Here is a 24,071-nt window from a genome sequence, read left to right as displayed (position 1 = left end):
TCCGGATCAGATCGGGGCCTGAATTGGTACACCGACGCCGGGTTGCTCAACAGCCTGTTCGATCAGATCGGCCAGCTTCAATGCGCGCGAGGCCTGCTGCCCATCCACAGCTGGGGTCTCCCGGCCCCTCACGCACTGGAGAAAATGCTCAAGCTCTGCATACAGCGGCTCGATGGAGGTGGTGCTTACCTCTTCGATGAATCCGTCATTGCGGTACAGCAGCTCCCCATGATCAGCGGAATACCACTCATGGGCCCTGCGATGGATGTGCAGATTGTGGTTGAGGAAATCGGTTTCCACCAAGCTTGAGCGGCAGTGCGCACTGAGGGTTCGGATCTTGCGATGACTCATCTTGCTGGCCGTGAGGCTGGCCACCACACCGTTCTCGAAGCCCAGAGTTGCGTTGACGTAATCGATCGGCCCTTCAGCGCTGCGTCCTCCTGCCGCGGCCAGATGCACCACCGACGAACCGGCGAGTTCGAGCACAAGATCCAAGTCGTGAATCATGAGGTCGAGCACCACTGATACATCGTTGGCACGGTCCGCGTGGGGACTGTGACGACGCGCCTCGAGCACCACCACTTCCTCATTGGCTACCACCTTGGTGAGCTCGCGGAAGGCGGGGTTGAAACGCTCGATGTGTCCCACCTGAAGCAGCCTGCTGACCCGACTGGCGGCCTCACTGAGGGCCGCAGCTTCCTCCTGACAAGCGGCAATCGGCTTTTCGATGAGGACGTGCAGTCCCGCTTCTAGGCAGGCCAAACCAACTGGATGATGCAAAAGCGTCGGCACCGCGATGCACACCGCCTCCACCTCGCTGAGCATGTCGCGGTAGTCAGCGAACCAGCGGCATCCGAATTGTTCGGTAGCCAGGGACCCGCGTTGCGCATCTGGGTCAGCAACACCGACAAGCTCCGCATCCTTGAGAAGGCTGAGCACACGGGCGTGATGCCAGCCCATGTTGCCAATCCCGATCACGCCGACCTTCACCGGAACCATGGGGTCGGTCATCAGTGCGGCTACGCGAACCGGCTGATTATCGGTGATCGCAGCGAAACCCAGCGGTTTACGTCGAGCCCTGTGCCCGATTGTGAGGATCCAGAGGCGCTTCGGATTCCTCCGTTTGCACGAGATAGACCCGTGCAATCCTTGGACCGGCCATCGACACGATCTCGAACTGGAGGCCACCGTGACTGAGTGCTTCACCCGGGGATGGAATGTGCTGAAGGCGTTCCAGCAGAAAACCGGCCAGCGTGTGATGGTCGTCGGCTTCCGGCAGATCCAGCTGCAGCTGCCGGTTCAGTTCGACAATTTCAAGATCCCCAGCCACTGACCAGGTTCCTGGCTGCTCCGCCACCGGCAGCAAGTCGGGCTCATCCGTCTCATCTTCGGGTTCATCGCCAACGATCTCACCGGTCAGGTCTGCCGCCGTCACAAGACCTTCGGTGCCGCCGTGCTCATCCACCACGAGTAGGAAGGGATGTCCGGACCGAATGATCGCGAGCAGATCAGCAAGGTTGCTGGTCTCGGAAACGGTCTCCACCGGTGTGAGATAAGGCTCTAGCCATGAGTCTTCACGCAGCTCCCCGCGGGCGATGGGTTCGGCCAGATGGCGCAGATCCAGCACACCGCGCACATCATCCAGCGACTGACCGATCACAGGGAATCGGGCATGACGGGTTCGATGAACCGCTTCCATTAACTCCGCGAAGCGCACTTCCACTGGCAGCGTGACCATGCCCGAGCGCGGCACCATCACCTCCCGCACCTGGGTGTCGCGAAGAGCAAACGCACCTTCCAAGATGTTGCGTTCATCCGGCTTGAGACCGGTCACAGCACCGCTCTCAATCAGCGACTCCAACTCACCCGCTGTGAGAGCAGGCACCGGTTCATCCCAGCGTTGGGTCAGACCGGCCAATCGCAACAGCAACGAGGCCAGGGCATTCAACGCTGAGAGCACCGGGCGCATCACCCGGATAGCGCCCTCCAACACCGGACCGAGTTGCAGGGCGGCCATTTCTGGACGACTGAGCACCCAAGCTCTGGGCAACAACCCCGCCACCAGCGTCGCCAGCACGACCAGCAAGAGAAACCAGACCAGATCCCACCAGCGACCGGAGGGCATCCCCAGAGGCCACCAGCGCTGACCGAACCCTCGACCGATCCAGCCCAGAGCCACCAGAGACAGGCAGGCTCCGAACTGCGTCATCAACAGCGCGATGCGCAGTCGCCGCTGCAGGCGCTGCACCGACTGGGCACCTGGGCGACCCTCGTCCGTGAGCTCCTGCACCTGGCTGGGACGGAGTCGCAGCAGCGCCACCTCGGCTGCTGCGAACAGAGCCGGAAGAACCAGCAGCGCGATCAGCAGCAGGGTGCGCATCAATCCAAAATGATGGGGGTCGCGGGGATCGAACCCGCCTTAGGCGAATTATGAGTTCGCTGCATTCACCAGATTGCTAGACCCCCCTTGATGGGTGGTCTTACCACAGGGCACGCACCGGCGGGAAGGTGGTGTCAGCCATTGCTTCCACCAGAACGGAACTGCGAGTCTCATCCGCAAGGCTGCCATCAAAACCGTTGTAGATGTCGACGGTGCGCCAGGGCACGGGGTCGCTTTGCTCCTCAAGCAGAACCGCATAGGTGTTCTGAAGCGCCGTGCCGTCCCAGATGATCGTCTGATCGGGGAAGCCGAAGCCCATCAAGCGGTTGCCCTGGACCCCTCCGACAGCGATACCGAGCACATCGGTGACCTGATGCAAGAGGTCAACACCAGCGGAGAAAGGGGCTGTCCACGTGTAAAAACGCCGCTCAATAAGAGCCGTTGTGGTCTGCACCGCTGCGCAAGAGGTCACCTCCACCGGCATTCCGGGCTCCTCGGCAGATGGAGGCGCTTCAAGAGTCGTTGAACAGATCACCGGTCGTGACTGCGCAGCCGGGACTGCACCCAGCGTGAGCAACACGAGCGGCACTGCCAGCCGTTGCCGATTCACAGGGGATCTGTCACCACTGCGCGCAAACTAGGCAGAGGATCCGCTGTGCACCAGTCCCCATGTCCGATCGTTTCGACACGACCATGGATCGCGATGTTCTGCTCAACCGCCTGGCCCAGGAGGCCTATCGGCATGGACAGTTCACCCTCGCGTCCGGCCGCAGCAGCGACCACTACGTGAACTGCAAACCCGTGGCCCTCAGCGGCAGTGGCCTGGCGTTGCTCAGCCCTGCCATGCTGGCGCTGGTGGAAGCGGACGCCGCGGCTGTCGGCGGGCTCACCTTGGGTGCGGATCCACTGGTGAGCGGTGTCGCCATGGCCGCTGCCCAACAGGGCCGCGCTTTGGATGCCCTGATCGTTCGCAAGGAAGCGAAGGGCCACGGCACCGGCGCTTGGCTCGAAGGTCCGTTGCCAGCAGCGGGGGCGCGGGTGACGGTACTTGAAGACGTGGTTACGACGGGCGGGTCGTCCATCAAGGCTGTCAACCAACTCAAGGAGGCCGGTTACAGCGTGGAGCGGGTGGTGACGATCGTCGATCGAGAAGAAGGTGGAGCCGAAGCGATGGAGGCCGCAGGCCTTGAGTTGAAGAGCCTGTTTCGCCTGAGCGAGATCGCGGCCCGAGCCTCAGAACTGGTTCAGTGATGACAGCGATGCCACCGATGGACAGCCTGATCTGGGACGCCACCTTCCCACTCCTCCGGCTCGAGGGAAGCGGCTGCGCCGGCTTTTTGCACGGCCAGACCAGCGCAAGCGTGAACGGTGCCAGCGAAGAAAAACTGATTCCGGCGTGCTGGCTGAATGCCACGGGTCGCGTGCAAGCTCTGCTGGAGATTCGGCTGGATGACGCAGGCGCCGATGTGCTGGTGCTGCATGGCGATGCCGATCTCGTGATACGTGGCTTCGATCGGGTGATCTTTCCGGCCGATCGGGTGCGACTGGGCCCGAAACGAGAACAGCGCCGGCTACAGCGCCTCCAAGAAGGACAGTTGCCAGCAACGGATGCGGTGCTTTGGCTGGATGATGGCGCCGAACCCCCGACGACCTGGGAGGCACCGACGTCTTCTTCAGCGCAGTTGCTGGAAGCCTGGCGAATGCGGGAAGGCTGGCCGCTAAGCGATGCCGAGCTGAACGGAGACACCAACCCCTTTGAACTGGGCCTGGCCCACTGGGTGAAACTCGACAAGGGCTGTTATCTCGGGCAGGAGACCGTGGCCAAGCTGGCGTCCAGAGGTGGCGTGAAACAGCAACTGCGCAGCTGGCGCAGCACCACAGCCTTTGAGGAGCCTCGACTAGAGAGCGGTGACCGGTTGAGCCTGAAGGCCGAGCGAGCCGGTGTGATCACCAGCGCAGCGCGCGACCCGCAGTCAGGCCAATGGTTTGGTCTGGCCCTAGTGCGACGCCAGGCTCTTGATGTTGAAAAACTGGATGCAGGCACCGAGGCGATCCCTCTCAATCTTCAACGGCCCGGGGGGTTCTGCGATCCACCGATGGGGGACTGAAGGGAGCGATCTTTAGCCAGCATCCAGGCGGCCACCGCCCATGTGGCCATGCAGTCATCGCGGTTGTAGGAGAAAATCCAGCGCAGGGCTTGACCCGGTCCTCGATCGCGACAACCGGTCCCCCGCCACTGCCTCCACCAGAGCAGAGCCCGAGCGCCGTCCACACCGATTTGGCTCCAGCGAAACCCCAGCCAATCCGCCACGGTTTTCAATCCGTAGCTGTTCAGAGGCATCCGCCAGTGAAGACGCAGCCGGGCGTGCACATCCACCAAACGATGCCGCAACGCCTGTTGATCCGCCTCGGGCACACTCTGGCGCTGCGCCATCTTGCGCAGCGCCAATGATTCCGTCTCCCCGTAGTGGAGCACCGGCCAATCGGGATAACGGGCCAGGAAGCAGCTAAGACGTTTCCAGCACCGGGCTTCACCATGCTCCTGCAGCACCAGCAAGGGGTGATAGGTGGCGCGGTCCAGGGCCCAGCTGCCATTCACATCCCGAGGCAGACGCACGAATCCATGCAGAAAGTCGTCGCGGGCATCCGGGTCGGATTCGATGTCATAGAGCAATACCCCTGGAGCATCCACCAGTTCCGGCAGTGAGGGAGACGTCGGAAGCAGAGACTCCACCAGTCCATCCCGTTGCACCCGAGCCTGAGCCACCAGCGGTGCCGCCACCGCGCCGTGCTGTTCGCCGAAGTGCTTCAGCTGGTCTTCCAGTACAACGGGGTCCGCATCGGCCAGCGCGTTCAAGCTGTCGATGCCGAGATCAAGAAGCATCTCCCGACGCTTGGCCCCGATGCCACTGACCTCACTGAGATGTCCCTCCCGATGGGCTTCGGCATTGCAGACACCCCGCCAACTGCAGAGGGTGCATTTGCGCCGATCAGCCGCGAGCGGAGGAGGTGTAGGCCGGTCCAGGTCGGCCGCCAGCTTGCGCAGGGAGTCATCCAACTGGCGTTGCAAGCTGTCACCTAGAGCAACCGTTTCCTTCTCCAACCGCCGACCCGCTCCAGCGAGGGCCAAACCATGGGTGACCGGAGTTTGCTGAAAATCCGACAGCAGACGGGCGGAGAGCGCCAACTGCAGGCGATGTTCGCGTGTGAGGCGTCGCCCCTGGCGGGCCAGCACCGGCCGATAGCTGTGGTCGCCCCATCGGCTCTGGCCTGACTGACGCTGCAACAACACAGGATGGGCTTCAAGACGGCGGCCATCCACGGTCAAGCCCTTCAATCGCAGGCCAACCACCCCCACATCCCCGCGTGCACAGGCATCGATGCCATGACCTGGCTTGCGGGGCAGCAAGGCCACGAAGCTGCGCTGCTGATCGTCAAGCTGAAGCGTCCTATGAGCCGTATAAACGCGCAGCGCGGGGTCGCCGTAGCGGTCCAGCCAGGCCCGGCGGCGACAACGGGTCCAACTGCGCAGCAGTCGGTCATTGAGCGGCTTGTCAGCGGGAGGGGTGTCACCCATCCGCCGACGTTACGGCGGCCGGCTGCTAGATCCACATGCAGCACAGGCATCCCATGGCGTCGGCTCCCCTCCCTCTGGCTGCAGCACCCATCCGCTTCGGGACTGACGGATGGCGCGGAATCCTTGGCGTGGACATCACCGTGGAACGGCTGCTGCCCGTTGCGGCAGCCTCCGCGCAAGAACTCGCCCATCAGGCACCAGAAGGCCTGACAAGCCGCACCGTGGTGATCGGCTACGACCGTCGCTTCCTGGCCCCGGAACTGGCTGAAGCGATTGCATCCGCCGTCCGCGGTGTCGGCCTCACACCCCTGCTAACGAGCTCAGCCGTTCCAACGCCAGCCTGCAGCTGGACTGCGGTGGAACGCCAAGCCCTCGGGGCCCTGGTGATCACCGCCAGCCACAACCCACCGGAATGGCTTGGCTTGAAGATCAAGGGTCCGTTCGGAGGGTCGGTTGAGGGAGACTTCACCGCAGCTGTGGAACAGCGCCTGGCCGCTGGAGCGCTCAACGTCCCGGTCGCTGGGGAATTGGAGCGCTTCGATGCCCGCAGCGAGCATCTCGAAGGCCTGCGGCGCAAGCTGGATCTGGATGCAATCCGCGCCGGGCTGAAAGCGATGGGGCTGCGGGTGATTGTGGATCCGATGCACGGCTCTGCAGCGGGGTGTGTGCAAGACCTGCTGGGCACCGACGTGGACGGTCTGGTGTCGGAGATCCGCGGCAATCGAGATCCATTGTTTGGTGGCTGCCCTCCGGAACCGCTTGCCCCTTATCTGAAAGAGCTGATCGCAGCCATTCGGGCCTGCAGCCAACAGGGCCAGCCCGCTGTGGGCCTGGTGTTTGACGGCGATGGTGACCGTATCGCCGCTGTGGACGAGCAAGGCCGCTTCTGCAGCACCCAGCAGCTGATGCCCCTACTGATCGATCACCTTGCAGGCACCCGCAACCTGCCGGGATCGGTGGTCAAAACCGTTAGCGGTTCCGATCTGATGCGCCTTGTGGCTGAGGATCTGGGCCGTGAGGTGCTGGAACTGCCCGTCGGCTTCAAATACATCGCCTCTGAAATGCTCGCCGGAGAGGTGCTGATTGGCGGTGAGGAATCCGGAGGGGTGGGCTTTGGCATGCACCTCCCAGAACGAGATGCCCTGTTTGCAGCGATGCTGGTGCTGGAAGCCCTAGTGCAGGGCGGTCAACCGCTCGGCGCTCGAATGGAAGCGCTGCGGCAGCGATGCGGCGGCGCAAGCCATTACGACCGTCTCGATCTGCGGCTGGCCGACATGGAGTCCCGTCGCCGTCTGGAATCGCTGCTGGCCACCACACCGCCTCAGGAAATCGCAGGCTTGCCGGTGCAGGAGGTGATCACCACCGACGGCGTGAAACTGAGGCTGGGAGCCAGTCACTGGTTGATGCTGCGCTTCTCCGGCACCGAGCCGCTGCTGCGGCTCTACTGCGAAGCGCCCGATGCTGAGCGGGTGGCAACGGTGCTGACCTGGGCGCGCCGTTTTGCGGAGGCAGCCTGAGCATGAGCAAGCGCACATTGGTCATCGCCAGCGGAAACCAGGGCAAGATCCGGGAATTCGAAGGTCTGCTCAGCGATCTGCCCCTGCTGGTGCGACCGCAACCGCAAGGCTTGGAAGTGGAGGAAACCGGCAGCACCTTTGCGGCCAACGCTCGGATCAAAGCGTTAGCCGTTGCAACTGCAACGGGTGAGTGGGCACTGGCGGATGACTCGGGCCTCAGTGTCGACGCCCTCGATGGGGCGCCTGGCGTGCATTCGGCTCGCTATGCCCCGAGCGACCCCGAACGAATTGCGCGATTGCTGAAGGCTCTGGGTGACCAGCAGGCGCGTGCAGCCCACTTCTGTGCAGCGCTCTGCGTGGCGGCCCCCGACGGCTCAGTGCTGTTGGAGGTGGAAGGCCGCTGTGAAGGACGCATCACGCACGCAGCACGTGGAGACCAGGGTTTTGGCTACGACCCGATTTTCGAAGTCGACGGCACCGGTCGCACCTTTGCTGAGATGTCACTTATCGAGAAGAAAAGTCATGGCCATCGAGGGCGAGCTTTCGTCTTGCTGGAACCGCAGCTGCGCCAACTGCTGACGGTGCACTGAACCCAACCGCCCAGGCGAATCACGCGCCTGATCAAGCTCGGTCTTACGGTGGACCTTGACGCTGACGAGGTCCATGGCCATTGCCATGACCACGGGTTACAGCGCGCAGACCGAAGGCGCTCTCCTCTGCATCGAAGCCGCCTCCGACTGGGCCCTGACTTGTGTGAATCAACTGGCTGTTGCTGACAGCCATGTTCTGATCGATTACGGAGCGGCCGATGGCGGCACCGCTGTCGGGCTTTGGAATCAGGTGCTGGATCGCCTGCACACCAACCAGCCAAAAGCGCACCTGACGCTGATCGGCAACGACCTGCCGAGCAACGACAACGTGGCGTTGGCGAAGAACCTGGCGTTGCAAGCTCCCCGGGATCCAAAGCCAACGGTGCTGGTGAGTGCGTGCAGCTTCTATAAGCCCACCGTGGCACCGAACTCCGTGAGTTTCGGCTTCTCCGCCACCGCCATGCACTGGCTGAGCACCTCTCCTGGCCCCCTCGACAGCCACACCCATGTGCTGGCCTCCAGTGATGCCGAGGCCCTCCAGCGCTTCACTGCCCAGGCGATGAGGGACTGGAACCACATTCTTGAGCTACGCAGCCGTGAGCTGAAGGTGGGCGGCCGACTACTGACCGTGAATCTCTCCCGTGATGAAGCGGGCCTCTATCTCGGCCACAACGGCGGAGAAACCCACAACGTGCATGACCAACTGCACCAGATCTGGCGTGGCATGGCGGACGAGGGCCTGATCAGCGATGAGCAGTACCGCAACGGAACCGTTTTGAACTTCTACAAGTCCCCTCAGGAGTTCATGGCGCCCTTGAACGACAGCAGCTCGGCGCCATACCGCAACGGCCTGCGCCTGGTGGATGAACGCACGGTGTATGTGAAGTGCCCTTACCGCCGCCGCTGGAACGAGAACGGCGATACGGCGACCTTCGCCGCAGGATTGATGGCAACGATCCGCAGCTGGAGCCGCCACAGCTTCATCGGTGCCGCCGGAGAGGCCGCTGCAGACACCCTGTTCGAGCGGCTGCAACAGCGCATCGCTGACGCTCCAAGCGACTGGAGTCTCGATTATGTCGAGCACCACCAAATGATGGAAAAGGTGGCCTGATGGGCAATGGCATGACAACAGCGCCGATTGTGTCGGTGCTGGCGGAACATGTCTCCGACCACCTTTCGGTATTCGTGGTGGCGGAAGACACTGATGCCAGACGTCCCGCCAACGGGGGCCTGCGCCTGCTCAACTACCCCAGCGACGAAGCCTGCATCGCCGACGGACAGCGGCTGGCGGGGTTGATGACCCACAAGCACGATCTCTATGGCACCGGTTTTGCCGGGGGCAAGATCGTGGCCCGAGCCGCCGAGCCGCAAGCGGTGAAAGATGAATTGATCCACGTCACCGCCGAGCTGCTGGAGTCGCTCGATGGCGCCATGATCACCGGCTGCGACCTCAACACCAGCCTGGAGGATATGGAGCGTCTGATGGCGCTCACCCCCCACGTGCTAGCGGCGGTCGGCAGCCCAGTGGATGCCAGTGCCACCACGGCCCACGGCACCCTCGGCGCCGTGGAGGCCGTGCTGGAGAAGGAACTCAAAGACGCCAACCCCGGCCGGGCCCTCGTGCACGGCTGCGGAGCTGTCGGCGGGACGGTGGCCCGTCATCTCGTCGATCACGGCTGGACAGTCTTCACCGTGGATGTCAACCGCGAACGCGCCGGCTTCGACGGTGCAACCCCCTTGCCACTGAACTGTCCGTGGTGGGAGCTGACACTGGATCTGCTTCTCCCTTGCTCCATTTCAGGGCTGATCACGGCCAAGATCGCTTCAGCCCTGCGGGTGAAGTCTGTAGTTCCGGCAGCGAATGCCCCATTTCAGACACCACAACTCGCCAGTGATCTGCGTCGCCGCGGCATTCGCGTGCTGCCGGATCCACTGGTGAATGCCGGTGCCGTGATCACCGACTCCATCGAACGCTTCTCCCCCGAAGCCTGGAAGCACGCTGGTGCTGAGGATGTGTACGCCTTTGTGCGCAGCAAAGTGCGGCAGCGGGCCAGTGAATACCTCAATCAACGCGATCAGGGCTTATCAGTGGGTGCAGCCCTCGAGGAAGTGGCAGCTAAACGCGAACGCAACCCCATCGGACTGAGCTTCGGAGACAGCCAATGACCCCCCTCCAATCCCTACCGACCCAAGCGGCAGTCATCATTGTTGGCGGCGGCATGGCCGGCCTCAGCTGTGCTGCATCCCTGGCCCGCCGCGGCGTGCACGATGTGGTGTTGCTGGAAGCCCAGACTCTGGCCCACGCCAAGGCCAGCAGCTACGGCGAAACCCGGATGTTCCGAGAGATGTACTCCGACCCGATGCTCTGCCGTCTGGCCCAGGAGGCCAACCGCCTCTGGCGGGACGAGGAACTCCACGCCGACGCAAAACTGCGAGAGACCCATGGCTTGCTGTTTTACGGCGAAAGCTGGGATGAGGAAACGATCGAGGGGTCGATCCCCGGGGCCCGAAGGGTGATGGACGATCAGGGCATCCCCTACGAAGCCCTCGATGCCGACCAGATCGCGGCCCGCTTCCCGCTGAAGCCCGAGGCGGACTTCACCGGCCTGTTCGAGCCCACCGCTGGTGCCGTGCGCAGCGACAAGGTGGTGGCCCACTGGATCAACACCGCTCGCAACGCTGGCCATCAGCTGATCGAGCACTGCCCTGTGGCGGGCCTCGATCCCGATGGCGGAGGCGTCACCCTCGAGAGCGGCCACCACCTTGCTGCCAGACAGTTGGTCGTGGCCTGCGGCATCTGGAGCCAGCTGTTGCTGGCTCCCCTTGGATTGGCTCCAAAGCTGGAGGTGTGGCCGATGCTCTGGGCCCACTACACCGTCGACCCGGCGCTGGCCGATCGCTACCCCCAGTGGTTCTGCTTCCAGCAGGAGCGGGGCGATGACGGTGGGCTGTATTACGGCTTCCCGGTGCTGAGCCATACGCCGGATGGCCGCCCCCGAATCAAGGCCGGCATCGACTGGGCCCCGCGCGGCCTGCGCGTCGCCGCTCCCAATGCGATGGTCACCGAACCACCGGCCCGATTGGTGGAGTTACTCGACAGCTTTCTGTTCAACGGACTGGAGGGTGTCCAGGAGCGGGTGGAGACCGTCATCAGCCCCTACTCCATGGCCAGCGATGTGAACTTCGTGCTGGATCGGCTCACCCCGAAGTTGAGCCTGTTCGCAGGTGGCTCGGGCCAGGCCTTCAAGTTTGCTCCCCTGATCGGTGATTCGCTGGCACGCCTCGCCAGCGGAGAACAACCCGCCGTCGATCTCTCCTGCTGGAGCCACCAACGCGACGCCGTCCGCGCCTGACCCCTCAACCCTCAACCGATGTCTGACATCCCCGCGAGCCAGCGCTCCTGGTGGCGCCAGCCTCCTCTTTGGATCGGCGCCATTCCTCTGCTGATCTTTCTGCTGGTGTCGGCGATCGACCTGGCCCTGGCCAAGCAGTTCACCGACAACGGCAAAGCCGTGGTCAGTGATGCCCTTGGGGGGGTCTGGCAGTGGATGGTGGTGGTGCTGTTGTTGATCGCGCTATCCCTGGCCATCAGCCCGATCGGAACACTCCGGCTGGGTGGAGCGGACGCCAAGCCAAGTCTCAAATTCTTTGATTGGTGCGCGGTGCTGATCTGCACCCTGCTGGCGGGGGGTGGTGTGTTCTGGTCGGCAGCCGAACCGCTGTATCACTTCCAAACCCCATCACCGGTGTTTGCAGGGGTCGAAGGCAGCACACCGGCCGCAGTCGACCCAGCCCTGGCGGTGAGTTTTTTGCACTGGGGCTTTCTGGCCTGGGCCCTGGTGGCCACCACCACCACGATCACCTTTTCAATCCAGGAGCGACGCGGTGAACCCCTGCGTCCCCGCACGCTCCTGGTGAGCATCGTGCCGCGCAGCTGGGTGGATGGCCCGATCGGTGACCTGGCCGATGGCTTGTCGGTCGTGGCCGCGATCGCCGGCACGGTTGGCCCCCTGGGGTTCTTGTCCCTGCAACTCAGCAACGCCGCAGGTCGACTGCCCTGGCTCAGCGACAGTGCAGGACTGCAATCCCTGGTGGTGGTGCTGCTGACCGCCGTCTTCGCGGCCTCCACCGTTAGCGGCATTCAGAAGGGCATTAAGTGGCTCTCCGAGCTCAACGTGTGGCTCACCCTGGTCCTGGCGACGGGTCTGCTTCTCCTGGGCCCGGGCCTCTGGCTGATCCAACACTTCTTCAGCGGCTTCATCACCTACCTGATCCATCTGCCGCAGATGGCCCTAACCCCCAACACCGTGCCGCCGAACTGGGTGAACGACTGGACAGTGTTCTACTGGGGCTGGTTCCTCGGCTATGCGCCCTTGATGGGTCTGTTCACAGCAGGCGTCAGCCGCGGCCGCAGCATCCGTGAACTGGTGCTGGCGGTGGCCATCCTCTGCCCGATCGTGACCAACCTCTGGTTCACCCTGCTTGGCGGTACGGGGCTGTATCTGCAGTTGGCTGGAGGTGGCATCCGTGCAGCGCTGGATCAGAACGGCGCCGCAGCAGCACTGCTCACCATCCTCAGTCAGTTACCCCTGGCGAGCGTTCTGATCCCCATCGGCCTGGTGCTGGTGGTGCTGTTCATGTGCACCAGCGCCGACTCGATGAGTTACGCCGCGGCCATGGTGGTGAGCGGTCGCAAGCAGCCCCCTGCTCTGTTGCGCCTGTTCTGGGCCCTGATGATCGGCAGCCTCACCCTGGTGCTGCTGCGCATCGACTCGGGCCTGGGGGACAGCACCTCCATCGATGCCCTGCAGGCCTTCATCGTGATCACCGCGGTGCCGGTCACCCCCCTGGTGCTCTTCACACTCTGGACGGCTCCGCGCCTGGCCTGGAAGGAATGGCGCCATCACTAGCCCCAACAGCGCAAGAGCCCTGGTGTGGTCAGAACATCAGCTCAGGCAGTAATCCAGAGCCAAATTGATGCTTCCAATCGGCAATGGGGCTTCTTCAGGCCTGAAGCGAGAGGAGGCATCCGCAGCCATCGCCAGTGCGCGTACCGGCGGCCTGCTGCGCTGGTCAATTCGCAACAGCGACGTGCGGCGAAGCCCCAGCGCGGAGGCAGTGCGGTCGGCTTGGCGCTGACCACGCTCCAACGCACGCTTCAGCAAACGCTCTTCCAGTGCCTGCTGTCCGCTAGCGGAGGCCAGCGAGGTCATGCCCTGTAGCCGCACCCCTGGCAAGCGACCGGCCCGCTGAATCAAGGTGTCGTAGTCGCTACGGCGGACCTGGCCGCTGATTGTCGTCGCAGCACGCGTACGGCTGTCAGGAACGGCCGATCCGATCGGAAAGGTGCTGGGAGCCGAAACCACCAGGCTGTCTTGCACCAAGGGATTGAAAGCTTGGCGCAGGGCATCGAGTCGACTGTTGAGCTGATCCAGCGCAGCCGCAGCGCTGGCGGCCTCAGCTTCCAAGCGCAGGTTGAAGCGAAAGCGTTCGGAGCGGGCTTGACCTTGCTCCTGAACCAGCAGCTGCAGCAACGTGCCACGACACTGAGGCTCATGGCTCATCGCTCGCAAAGGAGAGGGAACAACGACGCCAGCCAGCAGTGGCGCTGCCAGGACCAGACAGGGAGCAGAGACAAGCCTGGAGCACATCAACAAAAGGGGAATTAGAGCAAGTCCCGATGTCTAGGTCCACTGGCGAGCCAAGAGGTAACTGACGCGTGACTGATCACCGCAAAGTGATCAACGGATCCATCTGGTCAGCCAGCGGCTACCCAGCTGCCATGCAAGCCATGGGGGATGGCCAACGGCAGCTCCAGCACAGCCAGTTCCCGCAGGTCAGACGCATCAAGGATCACGAGATCGGAGCCATCCCTGGCACCGTTCCACACCAGTTCCAGAATCCATCCGTCGTCTTCGCTGGACGCACCGGGCCTGGGAACCATCAGGGGCTCACTGACAAACCCATGCGGTGCTGCACTCCAGATCTGATGCTCACCCGTACTGAGGTTCAGCTTCTTGATCACCTGCAAGGGATCATTGCCCTGCTTGCGCGCCGCTGCGGCCATCCAGGCAAAGCGACAGGGCAGACCTTCCCGCTCAGGGTTCACCATGGCGAACTCGCAGCAGCGCTCGCTGAGGCGCGTGCTCTCCACCGCGCCGCGGTCGAGATGGATTCGGCACTGCTCCAGCAGACCTTCGGGGATCAGGTCGAAATCCACAGCCGCAAAGTCCACGTCCGGGCCAATCGAGGGGAAATCGCTGTAGTAGATGCTGTCCACCACCACATCACTTCCCTCTTCCCAGGCATTGAGGTGATGAAACACGAACCCATCAGGAGCATCGATAATGCGTGGCGCTTGCCCAGCAAATGCGCCGCTATCACGGGGAATCAACCAAAACTTGGCCTGACCGTTGGGATTCGAGCGGAGACATTGCGCGGCTCCTTTTTCTCCGAGCACAAACGGCAGGGGGTTGAAGTCGACCGCGTTCTGAAGGAACACCGCCCAGTTGGGCGTGATCGCAAAATCATGCAGAAAGGCAAAACCGCCGAAGGTATCGCGGCGGTCATTGAGCAGATCACCGGCCTTGATGCCGGCTGCAGCGTCATCCTCCGTGGCGAATTCCATCAGCCGGATGGTGCTGCGCGGCCCCGTATTCACACCAAAGGTGACCATGCGTGGACGGTCGTGATGACCTGGATCGAAGCGGGGATGGGCACTGAACGCCTCACCCTTTTTCAGCACGCCACCCAGCAGGCAAATGCCATGGGTATCCAGGCTGTGAGGGTCAAGCGCATGGGGTTCAGCCGCCTCCCAAAGAGCGAGCAGCTGATCACCGAGCCTGACCACGCCTGTGTTGGCGATGTTCTTCAGGCGCAGGTCAAAAGCATTGGCCAGACGACCACCCGGCTTCTGGCTGCCGAACACACCGCGATAAAGCACCTTGCCAGCCGCTTCTTCCGCCTGCCAGCCAGCAGTGCGCACAAAGCGGTTGGTGAGAGACAAACCACCTGCGTCGAACCGCAGGGCAGTGATCATGCCGTCCCCATCGAAGGGGTGATGCACGCGCTGGCCGGCACGCTCGAGGCGACCAGGTCCGTTGCGATACAGCGTGCCTAACAACTCCGCGGGAACTGTGCCCCGAACGGGCTTGACCGGTACCGCGCTGAGCTCCTGCTCCACATTGCGAAAGGAGCTGGCCCACTCCGCTCGTTTGAAGCGTTCAGCAGCAGGAGCAACAGTCACGGAGCAGTGGCAGCGACCACCATCCTCTCGTAACGGACTGTGAAGCGCGGACGCCGTTCAGTTGGCACCCGCCTGCTCCAACACCCCCTTGCTGCTGGGAACAGCACCGGCACGACGCGGATCCAGTTCTGTCGCCAGTCGCAAGGCCCGAGCGAAGGCCTTGAAACAGGCCTCCACGATGTGGTGCGAGTTGACACCATCCAGCTGACGGATGTGCAGCGTCAGGCCGCTGTTGTTGACCACAGCAACGAAGAACTCCTTCACCAGTTCGGTGTCGTAGGTGCCGATCTTCTGACCGGGAATGCTCAGGCTGTAACTGAGATGTGGACGACCAGAACAATCGAGCGCCACCTGAACCAGAGCCTCATCGAGGGGTGCCACGAAGTGACCGAAGCGATGAATACCGCGTCGGTCACCAAGGGCTTGCGCCAGGGCCTGTCCCACGGCGATCCCCACATCTTCATTGGTGTGGTGATCGTCGATGTGGGTGTCGCCTACCGCATTGATCTCCAGATCGATCAAACCATGACTGCTGATCTGATGCAGCATGTGATCCAGGAACGGCACACCAGTGCTGGCTTGGCATTGGCCGGTGCCATCCAGCCCTAGCCGCACCTTCACATCGGTTTCACCGGTCACTCGATGGATCTCACCTAGTCGCGTCATCCCATTGCTTCCAATGAGTTCATCGTGCCGCATTAGCAAGCATTCAGACACCACAGCGGTTGCATTCCCCGCCCTTGACACCGACCGGAAGGCGAGCAGGGCACAAGTCCAACAACAAGGTTCAGGTTCTGATCGTGGGTCTCGGCCCTGCAGGCACAGCCTGCGGAACGGAATCAGCGAAAAGTGGACTTGACGTGCTGGCGATTGACCGTGCCCACTTCCCAAGAGACAACATCTGCGGTGATGCCCTGACAGGCGATGCGCTTCGTTTCCTGAGAGAGAACAACCTCCCCTCCAAGATCATTCAGAGATCGGTCAGCGTGACCCGCAAACCCAGCTAAGCAGAGCTGACGCCCGCCCTCGCCGAAGCCAGTGGCTAATTTCTGCAGGGCACTGCCCAGCGGCAGAAGACAGCGTCCTTTCACAGCATTCGCCGCATCGACCTCGACAACTGGCTGGTTGAGTGCTGTTCGAGGGCTGGATTGCCAATCGAATTCGGTTGGCAGATGCAATCGCTCCACCGTCTCTCAGCCTCTGATCCCTGGTGTGTTGCAGGCACAATTCGCAGCCGCAAAGGGCAGGTGCAGGAACGATTCGAAGTCACTGACAAGGTGGTGGTTGGGTGTGACGGTGTGTCCTCAGTTGTGCAAAACCTGACGCGTGAACAACACGCTCCACGTCCGATTGCATTGGCGAGCCGCAGATATTCCAGGCGTGACGAAGTTGAAAATCCGGACGTTTCACTGATGGATTATCAGTGGCCTAGCAACCCCTCCTACGCCTGGCGTTTTTCAGTGACTGGCGGAACAAACGCTGGCATCTACTGGTCTCATCACCGCGACATTTCACCCCTCAGCGGTTGCGATCTCCTGGCGCTCACCCGTCAGCATGCTCCAAGAGGTGACGCCATCAGAACCTGGGGAATAGCGGTGTTGACAGACGATCCGCGGCTCCAATCCCCATCTGGGATTCTGCTCACGGGTGATGCAGCCTCAAGGGTGGATCCCATGATCGGGCATGGGATCGACCGCGCCATTCACAGCGGAGGGCTGGCCGGCCAGATCCTGAGCAAAGGATTTCAAATCGACTGCACTATTGACACATCACACGCACCTACGAGAACAACCTCGAATGTCGCTGCGTTGAATGGCGAAGAAGCTTCAAGACAATGGACAACATGATCGGAGGAATCGATCGCAGCGCCGAGCGGTTCGTCAGAAGTCTGCTCAGATCGGTGATGTTGCGTTGAACAACCCAGGCCTGAATGCGTCGGACCTAATCTCACAACACAACGAAATCACATGCCGTTGATGCAGTAGCCAGCGTCCACATAGATGGTCTGTCCGGAAATACCGCTTGAAAGATCGCTCAATAGGAAAGCGGCTGTGTTGCCCACTTCGGTCTGAGTGACGGTGCGGCGCAACGGTGCCTTCTCTTCCACGTTGTGGATCATGTCGAGGATGCCACCGATCGCCGAACTGGCCAGAGTGCGGATCGGACCGGCACTGATGGCATTCACCCGAACCTGCTTGTCGGGACCGAGCTCGGCGGAGAGATAGCGAACGGACGCTTCCAGAGCGGCCTTGGCCACACCCATCACGTTGTAGTTGGGAATCGCGCGTTCAGCGCCCAGGTAAGTGAGCGTGACCACCCCGGCTTTCTCACTGAACAAGGGCTTGGCATGACGACACAGGGGAGCCAGGGAATAGGCACTGATCTCAAGTGCCCGGGCAAACCCTTGAGCGGTGGTAGCGCTGTAATCCCCGATCAGCTCTTCCTTCCCCGCGAAAGCCAGGCAATGCACCAGGCCATCGAGAACCCCCCATTTCTCCTCAATTTCACTGAATACCGACTCCATCTGGGCCGCATCCTGAACATTCAGAGGCAGGAAGAGCGAAGGCTCGAGAGGTGCCGTGAGTTCACGCACCTTGGCCTCGAAGCGACCCTTGTCATCGGGGAGGTAGGTGATCCCAAGCTCAGCCCCCGCGGCCCTGAGCTGCTGAGCAATGCCCCAGGCAATGGATCGGTTGTTGGCGATACCGGTGACGAGAATCTTCTTGCCCGTGAGATCGAGAAGCATCGGACCGGAATCCACTGAAGTATCCAGGGATTCTCACCCATCCCGGCCCCTGCCTCGCCAGAGACAGTCGCGGTTGAACGATCGGATCGACAGGATGGCCGCACGATCTCGTCCAAACCGGTGACGCCGCAGCCTGCCCCAGCCCCATTGCCATGGCCGGATCGACCTGACGATCTGCCCAGGGCACTCCACGGCCGAACATCCCTCGACCAGCTGTTGGCCGAGCACTTCCCTGAAGCTGAAGGCTCACTCAGCCCCATGGAAGGAGGGCGCCGGGCCGCTGAAGAGCGTCTCAACAAGGTCGATCCGCGTCGCTACGCCAAGAGCCGCAACCATCTCAGGGGTGCGGTGACCGGCCTCTCCCCTTACATCCGCCACGGAGTGCTCACTCTCAGCGAAGTGCGAGACGCCGTGTTTCAGCGCATCCGCAACCGCGATGAAGGCACGAAACTGATCAATGAGCTGGGTTGGCGTGACTTCTGGCAGCGGATGTGGGCCGACCTTGGTGACGGCATTCATGACAGCCAGGAGGATCTCAAAACCGGACACGACCCGGCGTCCTACCAGCAGGAACTCCCAGAAGACATCCGCGATGGCCGCACCAACCTGGCCTGCATGGACGCTTTCCAGAACGAGCTGGTCAGCACAGGCTGGCTGCACAACCATGCCCGCATGTGGATGGCCGCTTACATGGTGCACTGGCGTCGAGTGCATTGGAAAGCCGGAGCGGACTGGTTTCTTCAGCATTTGATCGACGGCGATCCCGCCAGCAACCACCTCAGCTGGCAATGGGTGGCCAGCAGCTTTAGCCATAAGCCCTACTTCTTCAACAGGGGCAACCTTGAGCGTTTCAGTGACGGGCGCTTCTGCGAACGCTGCTCTAAGGCCAATCAGTGCCCCTTTGAGGGCAGCTACGACCAGCTGGAATCACAACTCTTCGCGGCACAGACCGCAATCCGTGATGTGCCCAACACCCGTCGCAGCAACAACCGCCGCAGCCCGCAGGGACGCGGCAACAGTGCCCGTGCCGCCATGGCCCGCCCCCAGCGATAACCCGTGATGACCTTTCAACAACCGATTCTCTGGGTGCATGAGGAAGCTCTGGGCCCCAGCAATCCCGCTCTGATGGCCCACCCGGTCGCTCCGGCGCTGTTCGTGTTCGACTCCCACTGGATCCGTACAGCCAGCATCAGTCGCAAGCGCCTTGGTTTTCTCTACGAGAGCGCCCTTGACCTTCCACTCACGTTGCGCAAAGGCGACGTCGCCGAAGAGGTGATCGCATTCGCCAAACGCCACAACGCCGACGGTGTGATCAGCAGCCTGCCGGTGGATCCGCGCCTGGAACGCATTGCCGCTGCGATTGATGGGCAGATCGACCTGGACCTCCTGGAACCAGAACCCTTCGTGCAACTTCCAAGGCCTCCGCGCCTCGGCAGGTTCAGTCGCTACTGGCGTGAAGCGGAGCCGGTGGTCTGGGAAGGGTTCTAACCCTCCCTCAGCAACGCCTCTTCACGTTGCTGTTCCTCGGCCGGATCGGTAAGCAAATCTTCGCCCTCGTAGGCCGGCAACAGCACCGGAATCACTTCGGAGGCCTGGGTCGGAGGATCAGTCCACTGCCAAAGGGCTTGCGGGGCCCGTTGCTCACAAAGCGCTTTTAATTCAGTCCGCAGCGCCGCGAGCACGTCCTCGCGGCGCACCACTGCGAAGAATTCGTCTCGAGGGGCCAAGCCAGCACTGAATGGAGCTGTGCCATTGCCGTTGAACAGCCGGGCGGCGTCTGGGAACCAGCGGGGTTCGCATCGCTCCGGATCGCTGGTATCTGTCTCCAGAAAAAGATGAAGTCCAAAGCCGTCGGGCTGACTGACCACTGCCAGGCCGTCATGGGGACTTCGTCTGGAGAGCGGGAACACCTTCCAACTGGGACCAGTCCTGGCTGAACAGCCCACCAGCACCAGAACCATGGTCAGGCCTGGGAGTCCCATCACCAGAGCACGCCTGCGCACGCGAACACTGACCCGCTGAGGCGGAGTCTGGCGGAGGATGACCACCAATGCAGCAATTCTCAGCTGGGTGTCATGGCTCTCACTCCCTCCACGATGCTTCCGCTTGGCACGGCTCTGCCGGCGTTCCAGTTGACCCGGGTGAGCGGCTGCCTTTCAGGTGGATCGTCGCCAGAAACATTGAGCCACGTGGCACTGCCATCAAGGCCCGTGCTGTTCATGCTCCTCTGCGCCCACTGCCCCTTTGTGAAGCACGTGGAACCAGAACTGAGCCGGCTCGAACGCGACTTCGGCAGCGCGGTGACACTGCTCGGCATCGCCAGCAACAGCATCAACACACACCCCCAGGACGGCCCTGAGGGTCTACGTCAGCAAGCCATGCGACACCATTGGACGTTCCCTTACCTACTGGATGAGCAGCAGACCCTGGCCAAGGAACTCCGGGGCGCTTGCACACCTGAGTTTTTTCTGTTCGCCCCCGACCTCAGCAACCGTCAGACCCTTCGCTATCGCGGCCAACTCGATGGCAGTCGTCCTGGCAACGAGGTTCCCCTGGATGGTCGCGATCTGCGAGCCGCCCTCGATGCCGTCCTGAAAGGAGAGGCCGTCAGTGAAGTTCAGCAGCCCTCCATCGGCTGCAACATCAAGTGGCATCCAGGACAGGAACCCCCGTGGTTCGGGACACCGGCTTAAGGTGCCCACATGCAGGTGCCTCCCTTCAGTCTCAGCCAGCAACTTGCCGATCTGGGACCGGAACTCGATGAAGCCGTGCTGCGGGTGCTGCACAGCGGCCAGTACATCGGTGGCCCCGACATCCAATCGTTTGAAACCGCTTTCGCCGCGGCTGTGGGCACGCCCCATGCCGTGGGCTGCAACAGCGGCACCGACGCGCTGATTCTGGCCCTCAGAGGTCTGGGTATTGGACCTGGCGATGAGGTGATTACCGCCTCCTTCAGCTTCTTTGCCACCGCCGAGGCGATCAGTGCGGTGGGGGCTACTCCGGTGTTTGTGGATGTAGACCCGAGTACCTATTTGATTGATCTGGAGCTGATTGAATCAGCCATCACATCAGCAACGAAAGTGCTGATCCCCGTGCATCTGTTCGGACGTCCGGTGGACATGACGCGTCTGACGGCCATTGCGCAGAAACACCATCTGAAAGTCGTGGAGGATTGCGCCCAGGCCACCGGTGCATCGTGGGATCAGCGCCCCGTCGGCAGCTGGGGAGATGTGGGTTGCTTCAGCTTCTTTCCCACCAAAAACCTCGGCGCTGCCGGTGATGGCGGCGCTGTGACCTGTCACGACGCTGCCATCGCCCAGAGCATGCGAGAGCTGGCGGTGCACGGCATGCCACGCCGCTATCTGCATACCGAGCTCGGCTACAACAGCCGCCTCGATGCGCTGCAGGCCGCCGTGCTGAACGTGAAGTTGCCGCGCTTGAATGCATGGGTCTCCAAACGCTCAGCCATCGCAGCGCGTTACCACGAAGCACTTGCTGATCTCGATGGACTGCAGCTGCCGGACCCAGCGGAAGGCTGCGGCCATGGCTGGAACCAATTCGTGGTGCGCGTGAGCCTTTGTCCGGACGGGCAAACCCTTTGCGCTGGTCAATGCAGCGACACACCCAGTGAGTTCGGTCTTCCCAGCAGCCGTTGCCGGGACTGGCTGAAACAGAGCCTCCAGGAGCAGGGGGTGAACACGATCATCTATTACCCGATTCCGATTCACCGGCAACCGGCTTATGCAGGTTTGAATCTCACGGCCGGAAGTTTCCCAGTGACCGAACAGCTCTGCAGTGAAGTGCTGAGCCTGCCAATCTTTCCCGAACTGTCTGAAGACCAGCAGAACCGCGTGATCTCCGTTCTGCGCAGCCTGCTGAAGCAGAGTCCCACCACCAGCAATCAGGCCTGCCGGATCGCTGCCTGAGCATCACGATCGGATCGTGGCGTAGAGGGCTTTAAAGCGGGCCTGCTGTTTCTTGTGATCGATCAGCGGTTCGGGGTAACCGCGACGTTCCAGAGCGCCGATGTCACCGCTGAGCAGATCCTTGGTGTTCACATGGCGAAGCTCCGGCAACCAACGCCGGATGTACTCACCATCCGCATCAAACTTCGATGACTGCGTCGCGGGGTTGAAAATGCGCAGAGGTTTGGGATCCATGCCGCTGCTGGCGCTCCACTGCCAGCCACCATTGTTCGCTGCCAGGTCACCATCCACCTCCAGTTCCATGAAGGCGCGCTCTCCCCAGCGCCAGTCGCAGATCAGGTCTTTGACCAGAAAGGAGGCCACGATCATGCGGCAGCGATTGTGCATCCAGCCGGTCTGGTTGAGCTGACGCATTGCCGCATCAATGATCGGCATGCCGGTCTGACCGTCCTTCCAGAAATCAAACCAGTCCTCGTTGTTGTCCCAGGGGAAGCGACGCCATTGCTCCCGATAGGGCCCATCCGCCAATTCGGGAAAGTGAAACAGCGCCTGCTGGTAGAACTCGCGCCAACCCAACTCTTGTTCCCACACCGTGATGGCCTGACGCTGCTCATCACTGCGCGCAACGCCCTTCATCTCCTGCGCAGCGCACCAAGCCTGACGAGGACTAACGGTGCCCACACTCAAGGCAGCACTCAGAAACGACGTGCCGGGCATCCCGGGGAAATTGCGATCCGGCTCGTAACCCAGGAGCGGACCAGCGACAAAAACAGCCAACTGCTCCGATGCTGCGGCTTCACCGGGACGGCAAGGGCAGAGATCTGCACCCTGGAAGCCATGGCAGGAGCGGAGCTGCTCCAGTTCTCGCTGCCCTTCAGCACAAAGGCGACCAAGCTCACCCTCAGGCGTCTGCAACGCGTCAAGACAGCCAGCATCTAAATCGATCAGCCCCGTCGGAGCATCGACGGTGCAGGGATTGCTGCGCTCCACCTGTCCCCGCCAGTTGCGCAAGAAGGGGCCATACACGCGGTAGGGATCACCGCCTCCGGTCTTGAGCAGCTCCGGAGCCACCAGCAGCTGATCCCAATCGACCAGCACCTTGTGGCCGGAGGCCTGCAGGGCCCGCGCCACCTGACGGTCGCGCTCACGCGCATAGGGCTCCACATCTCGGCTCCAAACCACCGCCGCGGCCTCCAGAAGCGATGCCAGCTGCGGCAAGCGCTGTACCGGATCCCCAGCCACCACCAGCAGACGACTGCCAGCCTCCTGCCAACGTTGCTGCAGTTCCATCAAGCTCTCCACCAGAAACCACAGACGCGCCGGTGCCATCGGCGGCAGCTGAGGGGGAGGACTGAGGATGGCGGGGTCCAGCACATACACCCCGGTGACCGCAGGCCCAAGGGCTGCAGCTGCTTGAAGTCCTGTGTTGTCCGCCAGGCGAAGATCGCGGCGGTGCCAGAAGAGCGTGCGAGAAGCGGTCATCGACGTGGTCTTGATCAGAGATTGAGCAGTTGTTTGGCGCGATACCAGGCGGTGACGCTCTTGCCATCCAGCCACTCTTCTCCGGAGGCCAGTCGGGCATCCAGCTCCGCTGGATGCATAAGCACGACCTCCAGGTCTTCATCGTCATCGCCTGCAGGAGGGTTCTCTAAGGCCGTGAGATCCCTGGCGAGGAAGCAATGGATCACCTCATCGGAATACCCAGGACAGGGAAGCATCGGTCCGAGGGCATCCCAACGGGCCGCGCTGTAGCCGGCCTCTTCCCCGAGTTCCCGCTGCATGGACTCCAGCGGGTCTTCCCCCTCCTCCAGGGTGCCTGCTGGGAATTCCAGCAAACGCGCCTGAACGGCGAAGCGATACTGACGCAGCACCACCACCTGTCCGTCATTGGTGATCGGCACAGCGAGTGATGCACCGGGATGGCGGATGATCCCGAAGATGCCCTCTACGCCCATCGGCAACTTGATGCGATTGCGCTCAAAGCGCACCTTGCGGGCATCCAGAGCTTCGATGGTCTCCAGAAGCTCATAGGGCTCCGGGGCCGGCAGTGGTGCCATGAGAGAGAGCAAAGCGGGCACCAGCATGGCGG

At 62.2% G+C, this 24,071-nt stretch carries 24 protein-coding genes and 1 tRNA gene; 12 read left to right on the top strand and 13 right to left on the bottom strand.

Annotated elements, in window-relative coordinates:
- Positions 1-6: 6 nt before the first annotated feature.
- The 4 genes from SynA1825c_RS01330 to SynA1825c_RS01315 form a co-directional block, all read right to left on the bottom strand.
- Positions 7-1,011, bottom strand: a complete 1,005-nt coding sequence (locus tag SynA1825c_RS01330) for a Gfo/Idh/MocA family protein (protein WP_186469960.1) — start codon at positions 1,009-1,011, stop codon at positions 7-9.
- 55 nt (positions 1,012-1,066) lie between these two features.
- Positions 1,067-2,380, bottom strand: a complete 1,314-nt coding sequence (locus SynA1825c_RS01325) for a hemolysin family protein (protein WP_186469959.1) — start codon at positions 2,378-2,380, stop codon at positions 1,067-1,069.
- Between the two features lie 13 nt (positions 2,381-2,393).
- A tRNA-Ile gene (locus tag SynA1825c_RS01320) sits at positions 2,394-2,466 on the bottom strand.
- 14 nt (positions 2,467-2,480) lie between these two features.
- Positions 2,481-2,990, bottom strand: a complete 510-nt coding sequence (locus SynA1825c_RS01315; protein ID WP_255478427.1) for an occludin/ELL family protein — start codon at positions 2,988-2,990, stop codon at positions 2,481-2,483.
- A gap of 59 nt (positions 2,991-3,049) precedes the next feature.
- Between SynA1825c_RS01315 and pyrE the strand changes: the two genes are divergently transcribed.
- Both pyrE and SynA1825c_RS01305 read left to right on the top strand, forming a co-directional pair.
- Positions 3,050-3,631, top strand: coding sequence for an orotate phosphoribosyltransferase (gene pyrE, locus SynA1825c_RS01310; protein WP_186469958.1), 582 nt, complete (start codon positions 3,050-3,052; stop codon positions 3,629-3,631).
- Entirely contained in the window at positions 3,631-4,488 is an 858-nt protein-coding gene (locus SynA1825c_RS01305; RefSeq protein ID WP_186469957.1) for a folate-binding protein YgfZ, read from the top strand. The genes pyrE and SynA1825c_RS01305 overlap by 1 nt, the downstream gene beginning before the upstream one ends.
- Here the strand turns inward: SynA1825c_RS01305 and SynA1825c_RS01300 are convergent.
- Positions 4,446-5,957: a TM0106 family RecB-like putative nuclease gene (locus tag SynA1825c_RS01300; RefSeq protein ID WP_186469956.1), complete on the bottom strand. Its 1,512-nt coding sequence runs from the start codon at positions 5,955-5,957 to the stop codon at positions 4,446-4,448. The two genes, SynA1825c_RS01305 and SynA1825c_RS01300, sit on opposite strands and share 43 nt — an antisense overlap.
- Before the next feature lie 53 nt (positions 5,958-6,010).
- On the opposite strand from SynA1825c_RS01300, the gene SynA1825c_RS01295 reads away from it, so the two are divergent.
- The 6 genes from SynA1825c_RS01295 to SynA1825c_RS01270 all read left to right on the top strand — a co-directional run bounded on the left by SynA1825c_RS01295 (position 6,011) and on the right by SynA1825c_RS01270 (position 12,974).
- Positions 6,011-7,474 (top strand): phosphoglucomutase/phosphomannomutase family protein, encoded by a 1,464-nt coding sequence (locus SynA1825c_RS01295; RefSeq protein WP_186469955.1) that lies wholly within the window; start codon positions 6,011-6,013, stop codon positions 7,472-7,474.
- A gap of 2 nt (positions 7,475-7,476) precedes the next feature.
- Entirely contained in the window at positions 7,477-8,064 is a 588-nt protein-coding gene (gene rdgB / locus SynA1825c_RS01290) for an RdgB/HAM1 family non-canonical purine NTP pyrophosphatase (protein WP_186469954.1), read from the top strand.
- Between the two features lie 73 nt (positions 8,065-8,137).
- Positions 8,138-9,175 (top strand): SAM-dependent methyltransferase, encoded by a 1,038-nt coding sequence (locus SynA1825c_RS01285; RefSeq protein ID WP_186470938.1) that lies wholly within the window; start codon positions 8,138-8,140, stop codon positions 9,173-9,175.
- Entirely contained in the window at positions 9,175-10,230 is a 1,056-nt protein-coding gene (locus SynA1825c_RS01280; protein ID WP_186469953.1) for a Glu/Leu/Phe/Val dehydrogenase dimerization domain-containing protein, read from the top strand. The genes SynA1825c_RS01285 and SynA1825c_RS01280 overlap by 1 nt, the downstream gene beginning before the upstream one ends.
- Positions 10,227-11,417 (top strand): FAD-dependent oxidoreductase, encoded by a 1,191-nt coding sequence (locus SynA1825c_RS01275; RefSeq protein WP_186469952.1) that lies wholly within the window; start codon positions 10,227-10,229, stop codon positions 11,415-11,417. The genes SynA1825c_RS01280 and SynA1825c_RS01275 overlap by 4 nt, the downstream gene beginning before the upstream one ends.
- Positions 11,418-11,435: 18 nt before the next feature.
- On the top strand, positions 11,436-12,974 hold the full coding sequence (locus SynA1825c_RS01270) for a BCCT family transporter (protein ID WP_186469951.1): 1,539 nt from the start codon (positions 11,436-11,438) through the stop codon (positions 12,972-12,974).
- A gap of 36 nt (positions 12,975-13,010) precedes the next feature.
- Here the strand turns inward: SynA1825c_RS01270 and SynA1825c_RS01265 are convergent, their stop codons facing one another.
- The 5 genes from SynA1825c_RS01265 to fabI all read right to left on the bottom strand — a co-directional run bounded on the left by SynA1825c_RS01265 (position 13,011) and on the right by fabI (position 18,056).
- Entirely contained in the window at positions 13,011-13,715 is a 705-nt protein-coding gene (locus SynA1825c_RS01265) for an SIMPL domain-containing protein (protein ID WP_186469950.1), read from the bottom strand.
- Between the two features lie 107 nt (positions 13,716-13,822).
- Complete coding sequence (locus tag SynA1825c_RS01260; protein ID WP_186469949.1) at positions 13,823-15,310, bottom strand: carotenoid oxygenase family protein; 1,488 nt, start codon at positions 15,308-15,310, stop codon at positions 13,823-13,825.
- 57 nt (positions 15,311-15,367) lie between these two features.
- Positions 15,368-15,976 carry an imidazoleglycerol-phosphate dehydratase HisB gene (gene hisB / locus SynA1825c_RS01255; protein WP_186469948.1) on the bottom strand — a complete coding sequence of 203 codons (609 nt, stop codon included), beginning with the start codon at positions 15,974-15,976 and terminating at the stop codon, positions 15,368-15,370.
- 173 nt (positions 15,977-16,149) lie between these two features.
- Complete coding sequence (locus SynA1825c_RS13570) at positions 16,150-16,497, bottom strand: hypothetical protein (protein ID WP_255478424.1); 348 nt, start codon at positions 16,495-16,497, stop codon at positions 16,150-16,152.
- A 776-nt stretch (positions 16,498-17,273) separates the two neighbouring features.
- Entirely contained in the window at positions 17,274-18,056 is a 783-nt protein-coding gene (fabI, locus tag SynA1825c_RS01245; protein WP_186470937.1) for an enoyl-ACP reductase FabI, read from the bottom strand.
- Between the two features lie 120 nt (positions 18,057-18,176).
- Between fabI and SynA1825c_RS01240 the strand changes: the two genes are divergently transcribed.
- Positions 18,177-19,109: an FAD-binding domain-containing protein gene (locus tag SynA1825c_RS01240; protein WP_186469946.1), complete on the top strand. Its 933-nt coding sequence runs from the start codon at positions 18,177-18,179 to the stop codon at positions 19,107-19,109.
- A 6-nt stretch (positions 19,110-19,115) separates the two neighbouring features.
- Positions 19,116-19,544, top strand: a complete 429-nt coding sequence (locus SynA1825c_RS01235) for a hypothetical protein (protein WP_186469945.1) — start codon at positions 19,116-19,118, stop codon at positions 19,542-19,544.
- Here SynA1825c_RS01235 and SynA1825c_RS01230 read toward each other — a convergent pair.
- Positions 19,541-20,038, bottom strand: a complete 498-nt coding sequence (locus tag SynA1825c_RS01230; RefSeq protein ID WP_186470936.1) for a hypothetical protein — start codon at positions 20,036-20,038, stop codon at positions 19,541-19,543. The genes SynA1825c_RS01235 and SynA1825c_RS01230 overlap by 4 nt on opposite strands.
- Positions 20,039-20,131: 93 nt before the next feature.
- Between SynA1825c_RS01230 and SynA1825c_RS01225 the strand changes: the two genes are divergently transcribed.
- Both SynA1825c_RS01225 and SynA1825c_RS01220 read left to right on the top strand, forming a co-directional pair.
- Entirely contained in the window at positions 20,132-20,749 is a 618-nt protein-coding gene (locus tag SynA1825c_RS01225; protein WP_186469944.1) for a thioredoxin family protein, read from the top strand.
- 9 nt (positions 20,750-20,758) lie between these two features.
- A complete protein-coding gene (locus SynA1825c_RS01220) occupies positions 20,759-21,982 on the top strand; it encodes a DegT/DnrJ/EryC1/StrS aminotransferase family protein (RefSeq protein ID WP_186469943.1) in 1,224 nt (407 codons plus the stop codon).
- 3 nt (positions 21,983-21,985) lie between these two features.
- Here the strand turns inward: SynA1825c_RS01220 and SynA1825c_RS01215 are convergent, their stop codons facing one another.
- Entirely contained in the window at positions 21,986-23,464 is a 1,479-nt protein-coding gene (locus tag SynA1825c_RS01215; protein WP_186469942.1) for an FAD-binding domain-containing protein, read from the bottom strand.
- A gap of 14 nt (positions 23,465-23,478) precedes the next feature.
- Complete coding sequence (locus tag SynA1825c_RS01210; protein ID WP_186470935.1) at positions 23,479-24,039, bottom strand: NUDIX hydrolase; 561 nt, start codon at positions 24,037-24,039, stop codon at positions 23,479-23,481.
- Between the last annotated feature and the right edge of the window lie 32 nt (positions 24,040-24,071).

Source organism: Synechococcus sp. A18-25c (genome assembly GCF_014280035.1).
Taxonomy (GTDB): domain Bacteria; phylum Cyanobacteriota; class Cyanobacteriia; order PCC-6307; family Cyanobiaceae; genus Synechococcus_C.
Note: the sequence above shows the minus strand (reverse complement) of the source record. Positions and strands in the feature narration are given on the sequence as shown.